This is a genomic window from Kordiimonas sp. (assembly GCF_048260245.1).
GTDB lineage: Bacteria > Pseudomonadota > Alphaproteobacteria > Sphingomonadales > Kordiimonadaceae > Kordiimonas.
In genome coordinates, this window is record NZ_JBLXGZ010000029.1 from 35,685 (window position 1) to 50,288 (window position 14,604).

General features: G+C 54.1%; 12 protein-coding genes and 1 pseudogene. 6 read left to right on the forward strand and 7 right to left on the reverse strand.

The features are described from left to right. The first annotated feature begins 19 nt into the window (after positions 1-19). Together ACN0VM_RS13730 and ACN0VM_RS13735 are read left to right on the forward strand one after the other, a co-directional pair. Positions 20-1,168 (forward strand): glycosyltransferase, encoded by a 1,149-nt coding sequence (locus ACN0VM_RS13730; RefSeq protein WP_417451462.1) that lies wholly within the window; start codon positions 20-22, stop codon positions 1,166-1,168. Between the two features lie 83 nt (positions 1,169-1,251). Beyond that, positions 1,252-1,818, forward strand: coding sequence for a PAS domain-containing protein (locus tag ACN0VM_RS13735; RefSeq protein WP_417451472.1), 567 nt, complete (start codon positions 1,252-1,254; stop codon positions 1,816-1,818). Positions 1,819-1,828: 10 nt separating this feature from the next. On the opposite strand, the gene ACN0VM_RS13740 is transcribed toward ACN0VM_RS13735, so the two are convergent. The 4 genes from ACN0VM_RS13740 to ACN0VM_RS13755 form a co-directional block, all read right to left on the reverse strand. Then, positions 1,829-3,382, reverse strand: coding sequence for a SulP family inorganic anion transporter (locus ACN0VM_RS13740; protein ID WP_417451463.1), 1,554 nt, complete (start codon positions 3,380-3,382; stop codon positions 1,829-1,831). A 206-nt stretch (positions 3,383-3,588) separates the two neighbouring features. After that, entirely contained in the window at positions 3,589-3,861 is a 273-nt protein-coding gene (locus tag ACN0VM_RS13745; protein ID WP_417451464.1) for a hypothetical protein, read from the reverse strand. A 69-nt stretch (positions 3,862-3,930) separates the two neighbouring features. Then, positions 3,931-5,727, reverse strand: coding sequence for a monovalent cation:proton antiporter-2 (CPA2) family protein (locus ACN0VM_RS13750; protein ID WP_417451465.1), 1,797 nt, complete (start codon positions 5,725-5,727; stop codon positions 3,931-3,933). Beyond that, positions 5,720-6,265, reverse strand: a complete 546-nt coding sequence (locus ACN0VM_RS13755) for an NAD(P)H-dependent oxidoreductase (protein WP_417451466.1) — start codon at positions 6,263-6,265, stop codon at positions 5,720-5,722. Before ACN0VM_RS13755 ends, ACN0VM_RS13750 begins: the two co-directional genes overlap by 8 nt. A gap of 197 nt (positions 6,266-6,462) precedes the next feature. On the opposite strand from ACN0VM_RS13755, the gene ACN0VM_RS13760 reads away from it, so the two are divergent. Next, positions 6,463-6,822 (forward strand): energy transducer TonB, encoded by a 360-nt coding sequence (locus ACN0VM_RS13760; protein ID WP_417451467.1) that lies wholly within the window; start codon positions 6,463-6,465, stop codon positions 6,820-6,822. A 55-nt stretch (positions 6,823-6,877) separates the two neighbouring features. On the opposite strand, the gene ACN0VM_RS13765 is transcribed toward ACN0VM_RS13760, so the two are convergent. From ACN0VM_RS13765 to ACN0VM_RS13775, 3 genes are read right to left on the reverse strand one after another with little or no spacing between them, the layout of a single operon-like run. Then, complete coding sequence (locus ACN0VM_RS13765) at positions 6,878-10,102, reverse strand: TonB-dependent receptor domain-containing protein (protein ID WP_417451468.1); 3,225 nt, start codon at positions 10,100-10,102, stop codon at positions 6,878-6,880. A 54-nt stretch (positions 10,103-10,156) separates the two neighbouring features. Continuing rightward, positions 10,157-11,155: a FecR family protein gene (locus tag ACN0VM_RS13770; RefSeq protein ID WP_417451469.1), complete on the reverse strand. Its 999-nt coding sequence runs from the start codon at positions 11,153-11,155 to the stop codon at positions 10,157-10,159. Between the two features lie 34 nt (positions 11,156-11,189). Then, on the reverse strand, positions 11,190-11,882 hold the full coding sequence (locus ACN0VM_RS13775) for an RNA polymerase sigma factor (RefSeq protein WP_417451470.1): 693 nt from the start codon (positions 11,880-11,882) through the stop codon (positions 11,190-11,192). A 583-nt stretch (positions 11,883-12,465) separates the two neighbouring features. Here ACN0VM_RS13775 and mobA point away from each other — a divergent pair. From mobA to ACN0VM_RS13790, 3 genes and pseudogenes are all read left to right on the forward strand, one after another. Next, on the forward strand, positions 12,466-13,002 hold the full coding sequence (mobA, locus tag ACN0VM_RS13780) for a molybdenum cofactor guanylyltransferase (protein ID WP_417451471.1): 537 nt from the start codon (positions 12,466-12,468) through the stop codon (positions 13,000-13,002). A gap of 225 nt (positions 13,003-13,227) precedes the next feature. Beyond that, positions 13,228-13,434, forward strand: coding sequence for a cold-shock protein (locus ACN0VM_RS13785; RefSeq protein WP_262692902.1), 207 nt, complete (start codon positions 13,228-13,230; stop codon positions 13,432-13,434). 248 nt (positions 13,435-13,682) lie between these two features. Beyond that, positions 13,683-14,604 (forward strand): annotated as a pseudogene (locus tag ACN0VM_RS13790) (hypothetical protein); the annotation flags it as partial.

Here is a 14,604-nt window from a genome sequence, read left to right on the forward strand (position 1 = left end):
AAAAACAGGGAATTCACACGTGAACCGCAAGCTGTGCATTGTCATTGTGGCCAAGGACGCCGCCGCCACCATTGGCCGCGCTGCACAATCAGCAAGGGCATGCGGTGACTATCCTGTCCTGTTGGTTGATGATCATTCCGAAGACGAAACAAGTTTTATCGCGCAAAAGATATTAGGCGACAGGTTAACAATCATAAAAACAAAGGAATCAAGCGGTGTGGGCAACGCACGCCAAACTGCGGTTGATGCTGTGGAAACCCCCTACGCGATGTGGTTGGATGCTGATGATATGGCGCTGCCGCATCGTGCGGATACTATGTGCGCCGCACTTGAGGCAGGGGCCGACCTCGCCTTTGATCCGGTGATACTGTTCGACAGCTCGACCGGAGCGGACATGCACCCGTTACCCATACCGGATTTTTTACGAACGTCAGGCGGTTTGTGGCGGTCATTTGAACGGAACTGGATTCCCATGCTGGCCGGAGGTTTCAGGACCAGCGTCGCACGTCAGGTCGGCTTTGACCGACAGTACCGCTGCGCAGAAGATTATGACTTTCTGCTGCGCAGTTTGATGGCTGGTGTGTCAGTCACAATTCTGGACAGCCCCGGTTACCGGTACGCACATTCGGGGCAGTCCCTGTCGCGTGACCTTGCTGTTTCAGAGCGCTTCACAGGCGCTGCACAATCAAAACATGAACTACACACCGTTGCCCAACGGTTGACGGAAACGCGGCTGGGGGACGGTGAGAGGTTTTATACCCTGGCATGCCTGGCTCATACACACGCCGATGAAGATAACTTGATGGTCTATACAGATGCATTAAGGCAATCGCAGGAAAACATCCCCCCTTATAACCGAAGCGGGCAGTGGATGGCCCACTATCTGTCAGCCACAGCATTCCTGAAATCGGAACGTTTTGGTATGGCTCTCCGTGAGCTTAACGCCATTCAAAACCAGAATAGTCCGGATGTCCTCAATAACCTTGCGCTGGCCTACTGGCACCAAAGCAAGCCTGAGGCGGCAGTCACATTGTGGCAACGGGCTCTGTCTCTCTTGCCCGGATATCTGGATGCCACAAACAACCTCACCGCTGTCCGGCAAGGCGCGCGCCCGCACGCGGTTACCCGCTTCCCACTAAGGCTGGCACCAAGTCGCTCGCTGTACTGACAGCTCGCTGCCCGTATACCTGTTGTTTACACTTTGTTGCTAAAGTCTGTTCTGGGGGTCGCGAGAACGAGTGTTCAGTGAATATGGCATCCGTAAACCCCGGCAATACGCTTCAAAAAACATGGCATGCGCTGCCTCGCCGCGATGGGGCTCCACTGCCTTTTTGGCAAGACATCAAAGCACAACACCTTGCTCCGGTCATGAGCCACCTATGGGTGCTGGAACATGCGCCAGCGTTTCATATGTTTGTGAAATTCATGGGCACGGAGGTGACCCGGCTTGGCGGGCGCGACACGACAGGCGATGACTTTCTCAACACCCGTATTCCTGCAAACCAACGCCCGTATATCATGAGCATATACCGCAATGTCTATGAAGCAAAATGCGGGGTATGCCTGACACGCATTGTCAACCCTCTGGGTGGCACCGCCAAACAGTTGCGGACAACATTCTTTCCACTTGCACATGAAGTGGCGGGACGGTGGCTGTTGCTGGGCTGCAGCTATATGGAAAACTACGGTTCAGCAGGTCTGCTCAATGACAGCGGTACCGCAGACTACGGCACCACAAGAATGTTTGCACCAAACTATGTCGATATCGGTTTTGGTTTACCTGATCTGCAAACCCTGCCGACCGCTCTTACCGCCTGATATACATTGGCTAGATGCCTTTTGGTTCTTCGTCGTCAAAGGTGTGCCCGTAGTCCATGACCACGCCATATTTCGGGTCTTCCACCTCAGATGCGCGCACCAGACTTCCGGCCTTGGTCAAAAGTTTGCGACAGTCTGCACTGAGATGCCGCAGTTGCAGGGTTTTCCCAGCGCGCTCGTATTTCTCGGCTAGCGAGTCGATCGCCTGCAGACCGGAATGATCCAGCACCCGCGAGCCGGCAAAATCGATGATCACTTCGCCCGGATCAGCTTTGGGATCGAACAAGGTGGAAAAACTCTCAATCGAACCAAAGAACAACATACCGCTCAATTTATAGACTTTGCGCCCTGCCGCGTCGATTTCAGACTGAACTGTTATCTTGAGTGAAGCTTTCCAGGCAAATACCAGGGCTGAGAAAATTACGCCCACGATCACTGCAATGGCTAGGTCCGTGGCCACGGTCACTGCTGAGACCAACACCAGCACAAACGCATCAGACCGCGGAATTTTGTGCATGATACGAAAGCTGGACCATGCGAACGTGCTGATCACCACCATGAACATTACCCCAACGAGTGCGGCGAGCGGAATTTGCTCGATCGCGGCAGAACCAAAGAGGATAAAGCCAAGCAGAAAAAGGGCTGCAGCAATGGCAGCAAGCCGGGTGCGACCACCGGACTCAATGTTGATCATGCTCTGACCGATCATTGCACAACCGCCCATGCCACCGAAAAAACCCGTAATAATGTTGGCAGCGCCTTGTGCTGCGCATTCCTGGCTGGCGCCGCCATGGGTTTCGGTAATCTCAGCAACAAGATTGAGGGTCAGAAGCGATTCAATGAGCCCGATGGCTGCCAGAATAATCGCATAAGGGAAAATAATTCCAAGCGTCTCGAAGGTAAGCGGCACCATGGGGATATGGAAACTGGGCAGGTCACCGGCGATCGATGCAAGGTCGCCCACGCTGCGTACATCCAGATTCAGGAACGTCACGAGGCCAGTGGTAACAAGTATACCAACCAATGGGGCCGGTATAAACTTGAGGTACCGACCGGACAACACAATCACCCCCATGGTCACCCCGACCAGGCCAAGCATAAGAAACAGCGCATTGCCAGCCAGCCACGACAGCGTGCCATCAGGCCCGGCTATCTTGAACTGGCCGAGCTGCGCGAGGAAAATAACGATGGCAAGGCCGTTCACAAACCCAAGCATCACCGGATAAGGTACCATGCGAATGAATTTACCCAGCCGCGCAATACCCGCCACGACCTGAATAATGCCCATCAACACTACTGTCGCAAAAAGATATTCCACGCCGTGATTGATCACCAGCGTAACCATCACCACAGCGAGGGCACCCGTCGCGCCTGATATCATACCGGGCCGCCCGCCAAAAAGCGCTGTCACAAGCCCAACGATAAATGCTGCATAAAGGCCCACCAAAGGATGCACATGCGCAACAAAGGCAAAAGCGACAGCCTCTGGAACCAAAGCCAAGGCGACGGTCAGGCCGGACAAAAGTTCCGTCCTGATACGAGCTGGGGTAAAAGAAATGCTCATGGTTTTGTTCTCTCGCACGCGGCAGTATGAAATATCAGGGCTGCAGGCGTCTTAAATGTATCGCATATGTGAAATGGTGTACGCTATGGGCACGGCACCACGCAGGGGCAAGCGCTGCCACCTGAATTGAGGGGGCCTTCTGCGGCATTTTGCCCCAGAATGCAAGCCTACTGTGGTTAAATTGCCATGACAGCTTTGTGCCGGGATCAGCCCTCGAAAGGAATTTCAATATTGGTTTCACCCGCCTGAAGCATGTAAACCACTGCGAACATGGCAATTTTCCCCATGTCTTCCGTCACCTGACCCACGTCACGAGCGTGCATATAACCGCTTATGAGGCTTGCTGCCTGGCCGTGGTCCATCTCCACCTCGTCCAACAGTTTGATGACGGTGTCATAGTCTTCGTCTGACACGTCAAAAGTACCGTGAAGGAAGGTTTCACCATCTTTCAAAACGGCAACTTGAAGACTTCTGTCCATGGATAATCCTTTGTCTCGGCCCTTGGCTTATGCGGACGATGTCCTTACTGCCCCGCAGCCGCCTGCCTGTCAATGCCATCCGGGATCGGATGTATTTTCGGCCTGATCCGCACTCATGATGCGTTCCAGTTGGGCGCGAGATTTCTTGGCATAATCAGCTGCCTTTTTCTGATCCCCTCGAAATGCAGATGATTCTTCGATCATCTTTTCATCATAATGGCGGAATTTCCTCGCCGCCTTATGTGCCTCGTGCGCACCAAAGCCAAGTTCACGCAGCGCGAGTTCCCCGATTTCAAGTGCGGAAGCAAAAGTCTCTCGCCTGATCAGCACCACACCGAGGTCCCGCAACTCATTCAGTTGCTGCCTGTTGCGCGCGCGCGCAAGGATTGTAAGGCTGGGGAAATGCTCTCGGGCTATGCGGGCAGCGTGCAACACAGCTTCGCTGTCATCCATCGCCAATACCAGCAAACGCGCCCTTGCCGCGCCTGCCGCCTCCAGCAGATCGAGCCTGGCGGCATCACCATAAAAAACCTTGTACCCAAACTTGCGAATAAACTCGATATGATGAGGGTCATGATCCACCACCGTCATCGGCACCTGAAATGACATCAGAAACCGCCCTACGATCTGCCCGAAACGGCCAAAGCCTGCGATAATGACATGGTTCTCATTGCCAATGACATCGCTGGCCTTCTGGTCCGATTTGCACAAACGTGCATAGAGATACCTATCATACAGGAACAGCATCAAAGGGGTCACCAACATGGAGAATGTCGCAACAACAACCATCAGTGCCGCAAACTCTGGCACGATCAACCCCGCGCCCAGCGCCACGGAGATCAAGACAAAGGCAAACTCGCCGCCCTGAGACAACACGGTAGCAAAGAGAAACTGTTCTGCTGGTACAAGACCGCCCCGCCGCCCAACCGGCAGCAACACGACAACCTTTATGGCAACCAGCAACAGCACAAGGCCAGTCACAACAAGGGGCTTGGCCAGCAGCAGCGAAAAATCCACCGACATGCCAACCGCAATGAAGAAGAGGCCCAGCAACAACCCCTTGAACGGTTCTATATTCAGTTCCAGTTCGTGCCGATATTCCGATTCTGCGAGAAGAACACCAGCAAGAAAGGTTCCAAGCGCCATGGATATTCCTACCGCCTCAGCAAGCAGACCCGCGCCAATCACCAGAAATAGAGAGAAGGCTGTGAAAATTTCTCGCAGCCGTGTTCCGGCGATAATGCGGAAGATTGGTCGCAACGCAAAACGCCCGCCCAGAACAATAAGCGCGAAAAACGCAAATATCTGCAGCGCTGCCACCCAGCCTTCCGTCCGGCTTTCATGTGCGCCCGGCTCAAAGAGCGGGACAATAGCAAGAAGCGGTACCACCGCGATATCCTGAAAGAGAAGAACCGCAAAGGCGGACGTCCCGACCCCCGCACGGGTCAAGCCCCGTTCTTCAAGGGCTTGCAGCGCGATCGGTGTCGAGGACATGGCCATTGCAAGACCCGCAATCAGGGCAACCGGCAAGCTCAGACCAAATGCCAAGCCTGCCGCTGCCACAAGAAGCGTACTGCCCAGCAACTGGGAACCTCCAAGACCTACGGCCTGCCGCCTGAGCGCCCACAATTTCCCCGGGTCAAGCTCCAGCCCGATAAGAAACATCAGCAGCACCACGCCCAGTTCGGCAAAGCGCAGGATGGCATCCACATCGCTGATCAGTTGCAGTCCCCATGGTCCGATAACCATACCCGCCACCAGATAACCGAGCGCAGAGCCAAGGCCAAGCCGCTTGAACAACGGCACCGCGACAACCGCAGCACACAGATAGATCAAAGCACTCTGCAGAAAGGGTTGCTCAGTCATCGGACACTGCCTCCGTCAAAGCGGTGAGGCGGTCGACATAGTCCCGCGCCACCTGTTCCCTTTGCGTTGCATCAAGATCACGCGCGCCATGGACAACAAAGGGTTTCACCACCTCCATCCCGCAAAACACAGCCGTTTGCACAAGCGGTGCCAGATAAGCGTCGATCACCGCACCATGCGGCTTCTCGTGGCCGTAGGAATAGGCTTGGCCCCCTGTACTGACCGCCGCCATGAAACGTTTACCTTTCAGGGCATCGCCACCATCGCCGAATGCAAAGCCCTTGGTGAGCACACTGTCCTGCCACTCCCTGATGATGGATGGCACATTGAACCAGCGGATTGGAAATTGCATCACCACGACGTCAGCGCGAGAAAGACATTCTTGCTCGCGCGCGGTGTCGACGTAGAAGTCGGGATATAACTGGTAAAGATCGCGCACCTCGCAGTTAGGTATCTTCCGCAGACTTTCAACGAGATAGCGGTTGAGATATGATCCCCGGGGGGTTGGGTGTGCATAGAGTAGAAGTATATGCTTCATGAAAGCCCGGCCTTTGCATTTTACGCCCCGAGCTTAATACCCGTTCACCGGCGATACCAGCGATGTCTGGTAATTTTCTCCAAAGCAGGGTTTAATTGTTTGTGTCGGGAGAAGACCGTAGCTTCACGGCACCAAACAGCCTCCGGCATTGTGTAAGTGCCACGTCCTTTTCGCACTGAATTTGAATGGGTAGTAAAATGAATATCTCTAGATATCTGCTGATATTGACCGGGCTGATGTGGTTTGCTTCGACCAGCAACAGCGCTGGCGCTGACGCGATGGAAGACTGGCAACGTGCGGTCGTCCAAAAAGTAGCTGCCAAACAGGGCTACCCCCGCATGGCTGTGGCACGGCAGCTAGAGGGGTCAGCCAAAGTTCGGCTTACGGTCACTTCTGACGGATTAATCCGCAGCTTCGAGATTATGGAGCCAACGGGAGAAGATGTGCTGGACCGCGCAATACCAAAATTAATTGATCGCCTTAGCCCGCTGCCCCCCCTGCCCGCAGGACAGGACGAGCTTTCTTTTATTCTACCACTGACATGGTCGCTGGACTAAGCAGCGACGACACGCTGGCCCTGCGCAGACCCTGAAAGCCGCTTACTGCGCGTCTTTAAAAGTCGATCACAACGCCCGCAAAGAAACGGCGACCGACTACATCGTAATATTCAGGGAATGTATCCCCTACAGATCCGCCAAAAATACGGTTCGGTTGCGCATCAAAGAGATTGCGCACACCACCGTAAAGTGTCGAATTACCGCGAATACGCACGCGTGCGGACAAGTCGTGGTACCATATGGACCGGATATTCACCTCAGGAATCTCCGAGGAGGCATCTATACCACCGAGAGCTTTAACCGCCTCATTGCTTGACACCGCGCTGCTGCGGAAACGAGTATCCCAGTCAACCGTAACTGTACCCATTCCCAAACTAATACCAAACTGGAGCTTATGCCTGGGAAACTTCGCGGTCCCCAGATATTCAATCACCTCGCCGTCTGGCGAAGGCTGCCAGTCAACACGGTGATTGAGCGTATAGCGTCCGACAAATGATATCTCGTCAATCAATCCCAATATGCCGTCATCCCTAAGGTCCGCAATATACTGCAGGTCAACGTCAACCCCTTCAAGGGTTTGCCGTCCCTGATTGATATAGGTGCTTTCGACAGACATCAGACGGCCGGTACTGATATCCCGCTGGATCATAAGTTCGCGCGTTGAAGCGCTTTGCCCACAAAAGGGATGGCTTAGTTCTTCACTATTGTAACAGTCTGCCAACACTCGGCTGGCATCAACGGATACGATATAGTCTTCAATCACCATCCGATATGCATCCGCGCCGATCCGGAGGCGACCGGGGAAATAGTCGTAGCCACCTTCCGTATCGAACACCACACCAAGAGTAAGGTTCGACGAGCGTTCTTCCTGCAAATTAGGATTACCAAAAATAAGGCTTTCTATCGGCGCAGGGGTGTAAGGCAAATTGCCGTCCGTGCCCAACTGGCCGTCAGCAGTGCAATTTTCTATAACCACGTCCGGGGTCGCATCGGTTAAGACGCAGGGGTCGGTATAGAAGCCGAACGTACTGGGCCCCGCAGAGTAGAGTTCTGCAATGTTGGGAGCGCGGCGCCCCCCCTGATAGGACGCGCGGAAACTCAGCCCGCCGACAGGTGACCAGATGCCGCCCACATGCCAGTTCACGACAGTGCCCACGGTTGAGACCTCGGAGACCCTGACGCCGGCGGTGGCGACCAATTCCTCAATGCCGGGCATATCAGCAAGAAGAGGCAATGTAACATCGGCATAAAGATCAAGGGCACCGAACGAGCCCGACGAGCCCGGAAAATTGAGCGAACCGGATACCGGTCGACTGCTCAGGCGTTCATCAGGTGTGTCCTTTAGCGTTTCGAACCTGTATTCGGTGCCGAAAGAAACGCGCGTTTCGTCCGCAGTTAAGATATCAACAGGTCCTGCGAACGCGAGGCTAACAATATGTTGGTCGGCGTGCAGCCGCCGTGTGACGCTGGGGGCCATGAGGAAATCAATGTCGCTTACGCTGAACCCTTTACTGCCAAAGGGGTTGATGACCGCACAGCCCTGCACTTGCGCGCAGCGCTCAGGATCCAGCGCTGCCTGATAGTTCAAAAGATCCAGCAAACCGGACCGTTCTTCCCTTACCTGGCTACGGCCATATTGATAATAGGCGTCATAGGTCCACCCTCCGGGCATCGCGCCCTGAAGTCCAACCATAGACCGGTAGGTCCGACGCTCAATCTCGGTGCGTCGCGGCCCTAGCTCAACGATGCGCCGCTGCAGAACGATCCCTTCAGCACCTGGCACTCTGCGCACCAAAGCACGTACATCGTCAGGTACGAAGGGGTTCGCCAAAGGAACCATAATTGTCTCATCCAGCCCAAGGACGAGGCCGTTGGTGTGGAAAAGCGGCATGGGGGCAAGTTCAGATGCGATTGAGGTGGAGGCAACACTGTTTTCAAAGACGAGGCGCTCACCGGTGGGGAAATCATATTTCCAGTTCACCGTGCCAAAAACCCTCTCAAGCGGGGTTAGAAGCGTTTGGTCGGTCGCATAGTTATAAAGCTGATCAAGACGGCCCTCAAATGGCTGAACCGAGGTGCCTTCCTCACTGAATATATAGGCGCCTGCGAGATCCACCTCAGTACCGGCATCGGTAATGACCGAACTGAAAGCGCCACGCCCCCCAAGCGCACTGCCGCCATATCCTGCAAGAAAGGCGGCGCCTGGCGTTCCCGGATTCACTTGCCTGCCATTCATCGCAAATCCGCTCGGGTTCGCAGTAATTTTACGATCACCGAGTTGAAGGCCAGCCTGATCATCAAGCGTAAGACTTGCTACAAGGCTACCCCTCCCCCCGGCAAATTTGGTGCCATAGGTAAGGGAAGCAACAAACTCCTCCCGATCGCCGCGACCTGTCAGCCCGGTCTGGAAAGCCGCCGACCAACCCTCAAAATTATCCCGCAGTTTGAAATTCACGACACCGCTGACAGCTTCACCACCAAACGATGACGACGCCCCGCCGCCCACGACTTCAATTCGTTCCACGAGCGCCGCGGGAATGGCATTCAAATCCACACCGTACAGGGCCTGGTTCCCGCCATAAGTTGGAATAAAACGACGCCCGTTTACCAGAACCATGGTGCGCTCAGGGCCAACACCACGCAAATCCGCCAGATTCAATCCCGCAGGTGTACCAAATAACGTGGTATTGGCCGAGGTTACATCGCTCAACATGGACGGTAGTTGAAACAAATAGTCCGACACATTGATGGTGCCGCCAAACTGTATCTGTGCGCCCTCAAGGGCGATGCTCGGCTTGAATTTAAAGTATGGGGGGTTGCTCGTCCGGGTACCCACAATCAGCAGCTCATCAACTACGGTGCGGGAACTAACAGTCACCGGCTCAACTATCGCACTGGCAACTGTTTTGTCTTTCGCCTTTTCCACCACCGCATCACGGATTTTTGCAGGAACGATAGCAAGGGTATCGCCACCAACGTCCACCACCCGAAGGCCGGTGTGACCCAGGAGCAGATCAAGCGCAACCTGCGCCGAATACTCGCCACTAATCCGTGGCGCACTTTTGCCGCCAACGATGCGGCTGTCATAAACCAGCGCGAGGCCAGTCAGGTCAGTAAATTCGAGTAACGCGTCTGCAAGCGGGCCTGTGGTAAAATCAAAATGGACAAGCGTATCCAGACCGACAAAGTCAGTACCGCACGCAGCCTTCGGAAAGCATACGCCCGTTAGAACCGTAGCGATTATCCCCGCTGAAATTGTTGTTTTTAATTTTAGCGCCATCCCGAGCCTTTGATACCCAACACATTGAGCATGTTTTCTTTATGCTGTCAGGCTTCAGTCTTTCTTTTGCGCGTAAAGCAGTATCACGCCATCAACGCGCTTAACTGCCATAATTGAGAACGCTGATTCAAGTGCGTCAATCACCACATCCTGATTGCTCAAGTTGAATGTCCCGGACACAGGTAGGCTCGCAAGTTCGAGATCGGCGATTTCAAGGGGGTTGTCGAAGTAACGGTTAAGATCAGCGACTACTTCCGCCAAAGAAGTTTCAGCATAAAACGCTTTTCCGGTGCGCCAGGCAAAAACAGAATTTTCATCAAACTCGTCGACGATAGCACGGTTGATGGCGGGGGCGTGGACAACCTGCTGCCCCGCGCCCAGAAGCGCGATTTCCTTTGCTGTATCAACATCCCCCTGATGTTGAGCGACAGAGACAAGACCCGAGAGCACTGAAATAACATTCGAAGATGCGCCCAGCCGGACACTAAACTGAGTGCCCAGAACCCGCACCTCACTTTTGCCCGCAGTCACCACAAATGGCCGGCTCTCATCACGTGTCACGTCAAAGAAAGCTTCACCGGCATCAATAGTGACACGGCGTTCATCACCCAGCATGGCCACCTGCACGCGGGTGCCGGTGTTCAACTGAAGCCGACTGCCGTCATCAAGCGTAACTGTGGAGCGTTCGCCTACGGCTGTCTGGTACATCTGCGCGGCGGGTGCCGGCGCCCACATGGTGATGGTAAATATCATCGCAGCGACAAACGCCGCAGCAAGAGAGGACACTCCCAAGACAAAGCGACGGTGTTTGCGACGCACGACCTCGCCTTCAAGCTCACGCACCATTTCTTCGGCAAGCACCTGCTCACCAACCTCATCAACATCGGCAAGCAATGTAACAAGATCATCATCCGCCTCTTTGTGGCGTGTGTCTTGTGTTTTCCAGCCAGCATGTGCGCGTTTGTCAGCTTCCGAGACTGTGCCGCTCAGAAGCTTTGAAAGCCATGCAATTGCTTGCTCATTTATGTCCAACCGTTCATTCATCGTCATCATTTCAAGGCCCTCTAGCCTGTCCCCCACAGGTAAATTAACTTTTGCCGCGCCTTGCCTTGCGCGGTAGCGGCAAGACACTGGCCTGTGGTTTCCGCATGAGGCGCCCCCGCAATCGCTTGAGGGCGTCCATCATGTATTTTTCTACTGTACTTTCCGACACACCCAGCTCCCGGGCTATGTCGGCATAGGTTTTGTCTTCAAACCGGTTTTTGACAAACGCCGCCCTGGCTTTTTCCGGCAGTTGCCGGATTGCAGCCGCCATGGCCCTGACGTCCTGGCGGTGCCCGACGGTTTCTTCCGGGTTTAGTCCGTCACACGGCACGGCCTCTATAGTATCTGCCATCGTGTCATCGCCTGTCCGGACCTGGCGCCGGAGCACACGACCTTGGCGCTTCAACTCATTAATCGCAAGATTTGCCGCCGTCTTGAACAGCAGTGCCTGCGGATTGTCGATTATCTCCACCTCGGCAAACTTATAGACACGAATATAAACATCCTGTGCCACATCTGCAGCGTCAGAGGCGCTGTTCAACTTCTTGCTCAGCCAGCCAATCAGCACCCCCTGGTTCGCTTTTATTGCCCGCTCAAGCGAACGGATATTCCGTTTGCGAGCCACCTCATCAAGCTGCACGGTCATATCAACAGGCCGCGCGTCCCTGGCGGACCCGCGCTCCTCCCTCTCGTCGGTGACGAGGCTGATATGTGGTGACCTTTGAAGCAAGACCACAAAACCCTCTCAGTTTCAGGGTTTGGGATACCGCGCCTGAAATAAGCACCATACCCGCGTAAACCCAGCGATAACCTCTGGTTCATAATGGTAGTAGATCCAAGGAAATATGCCTTCAACAAAAAAAGCTTGAGGAACAGACAAGTCCGCATTGTCGTAAGGGGTGAAACACGTTTTGCGTCCCCTCTCATGTTTCATTTTGGCAGCAGAGTGAGCTTTTACTTTCTCTGCACCAACTTCTATTTTCTTTTATTACCATATCAACAATATATTACTTAATTTTATTGGGTTATTGAAATATTATTACTTATATTGTGCCGTCGAATCCCTAATGTTACATTTATGCAACACGTATATGGAATCTGACCGAAGCTTTGACGATCGAGGCGGTATTGTCCAGTCACGAGCAAAGTTCATAAACCAAAGGCATAGCTCTGGTTTGGAGCTTGTCAGCCCATTGAAAAAGTGATTCGGCAGAAAATCTGACAGGCCCCTTATGCCAACATGCAGCGGGCGTCTGGTTTTCTCGCACCGTGCGCTATATTAACACCGCAAGATCACCAGCAAGGAAAACAGCAAGAGGATGCACAAAGACATCACAGGTCTCATTCTGGCCGGGGGCCGCTCGCAACGCATGGGGCGAGATAAAGCAAACATGCTTTTTCACGGCGTACCAATGCTTCAACGCGCTTGCGATTTGCTGCACAGAATCAGGCTTAGGGAGGTCGTGATTCTTGGCTCGCCGGACAATCCAACCGCTCAAGACGCCTATCCCGGCCCAGCAAGGGCAGTTTTTAATTGGCTAAGGCAGCAAGACCGACCATGCAGTATCCTCGTCCTTCCCGTAGACATGCCAGCGCTTGACACTGAGACACTGGAATTTTTGCTCAGCAATAAATCAGGCGCCTATTTCCGCGACTGCTATTTACCGTTCTACGCTCCGCAACCCCACTTTCCTGCCAGTTACCGCCCGCCGGAACGACTGAGGGACCTCCTATCATTTCTTCGGCTCGAGAGCCTACCGGTGCCCGAAAACTTTCGCCTAAAGCTCACAAACGTCAACACGCCGAACGCATTAAAACAACTTGAGGCTGCAATAAAACCGGTCATCAGTCTCTAAATGCCCTGTCCATATGCGATATTTACATCACAGAAACGAAAATTTAACCAAACTGTCGCCTGATTCCGCTGGACAGTATTCATGGTTGTTATAAGGTGCGTCTTGCATGGAGGCAGGGTCTGGTTGGCTCGCCTCTGCATGCGGACTGCGACTGATCTGCCTGGTACCGACCTGTTAACAACACCGATGCCAAGACTGACTTCGCGATATATGGAGACCATGATTATGGCAAAAGGTACTGTTAAGTGGTTTAACACCACAAAAGGTTTTGGTTTTATCAAGCCGGAAGCTGGCGGCGATGATGTATTCGTACACATTTCTGCGCTTGAGCGCGCTGGCCTGCAATCTCTTGATGACAACCAGGCTGTTTCTTACGAACTCGTTGAAGACCGTCGCGGTCGTATGTCTGCGGGCAACATCGAAGTTCTCTAATCAGCTTCATAGCTGGTTGCGAGAAGGGGCGGTTTTACCGCCCCTTTTTTATTGCCTTGTTCCCAAGGTGATTACACAGCAGGCAAGTAGCCTTTCTCTCTCTGCGGCACCAAGCCACAGCAACCAATGATCAGTTGCAAAAGTAACCACTTAGTGGCAGGGATATGGGGCTGGCGTCTTTATGCCCAGTCCACAAAAAGCCAGTCGCAGGCACGGCACCTTGAAGACAGAGGCAGAAGGGGGAACTTATGGCTCGCGGGTCTTTCATGCGCACAGCAGGCGCAATAGCACTTCTTACATTGAGCACAAGCTTTGGCGTATCTGCGCAGCGCGCGGCGGAGCTCAGTCCAAATTTCCTGCGCCATAGCGCTATCTCACCGGGTGGAGACAGCATCCTCTTCAGCTTTCGCGGCGATATATACAGGGTTGCGACAGGCGGTGGTACAGCCGTTCCTCTCACTGTAAATTCTGCATGGGAAGGCCATCCGGTCTGGTCCCATGACGGCAAAAAGATAGCCTTTGCAAGCGACCGCAACGGCAACCTTGATATTTACGTCATGCCCGCCTCAGGTGGTGATGCCACACGCCTCACCTTCCACAGTGCCGACGATATCCCGTCCGACTTCAGCGCAGATGGCCGCAAGGTCCTGTTCTCCAGCGGTCGGATAAAATCCGCCACCACGGCCCAGCATCCAATCACGCGGCTACCGGAGCTTTACGAAGTGAAGATTACGGGCGGCACCCCGGTACAACTCCCCGTCAATGGCGCGATGGACGCGGTCTGGAATGAGGATGACGCTCAACTCCTTTACCGTGAAGAAAAGGCATATGAAGCGCCAAACCGCAAACATGACCGCTCCGCCTTCGCGCGCGACATCTGGCTCTATGACGCCAAAGCCGGTAAACACACGCAAATCACCACAGATCCGGCGGGCGACCATGCGCCTGTTTGGGATAAACAGGGTGGCTTCTATTTCCTCAGCGACCGCAGTGGCACCTTCAATGTGTGGCATCATGACAAAAACGGTGACAACAAGCGGCTGACAAACCACGGCCCGCATGCTGTGAGGTCGCTCACCGCGTCGCGCGATACGAGCCCCACCCTCGCCTACCTTTATCTTGGCGACCTATACACCATAACGGGCGACGGGCGACCCACGCTGGTCGACA

Coding starts and splice junctions, on each gene's coding strand:
- ACN0VM_RS13735 (WP_417451472.1), top strand. CDS start 1,252: ATGGCATCCGTAAACCCCGGCAATACGCTTCAAAAAACATGGCATGCG.
- ACN0VM_RS13740 (WP_417451463.1), bottom strand. CDS start 3,382: ATGAGCATTTCTTTTACCCCAGCTCGTATCAGGACGGAACTTTTGTCC.
- ACN0VM_RS13745 (WP_417451464.1), bottom strand. CDS start 3,861: ATGGACAGAAGTCTTCAAGTTGCCGTTTTGAAAGATGGTGAAACCTTC.
- ACN0VM_RS13750 (WP_417451465.1), bottom strand. CDS start 5,727: ATGACTGAGCAACCCTTTCTGCAGAGTGCTTTGATCTATCTGTGTGCT.
- ACN0VM_RS13755 (WP_417451466.1), bottom strand. CDS start 6,265: ATGAAGCATATACTTCTACTCTATGCACACCCAACCCCCCGGGGATCA.
- ACN0VM_RS13760 (WP_417451467.1), top strand. CDS start 6,463: ATGAATATCTCTAGATATCTGCTGATATTGACCGGGCTGATGTGGTTT.
- ACN0VM_RS13765 (WP_417451468.1), bottom strand. CDS start 10,102: ATGGCGCTAAAATTAAAAACAACAATTTCAGCGGGGATAATCGCTACG.
- ACN0VM_RS13770 (WP_417451469.1), bottom strand. CDS start 11,155: ATGATGACGATGAATGAACGGTTGGACATAAATGAGCAAGCAATTGCA.
- mobA (WP_417451471.1), top strand. CDS start 12,466: ATGCACAAAGACATCACAGGTCTCATTCTGGCCGGGGGCCGCTCGCAA.
- ACN0VM_RS13785 (WP_262692902.1), top strand. CDS start 13,228: ATGGCAAAAGGTACTGTTAAGTGGTTTAACACCACAAAAGGTTTTGGT.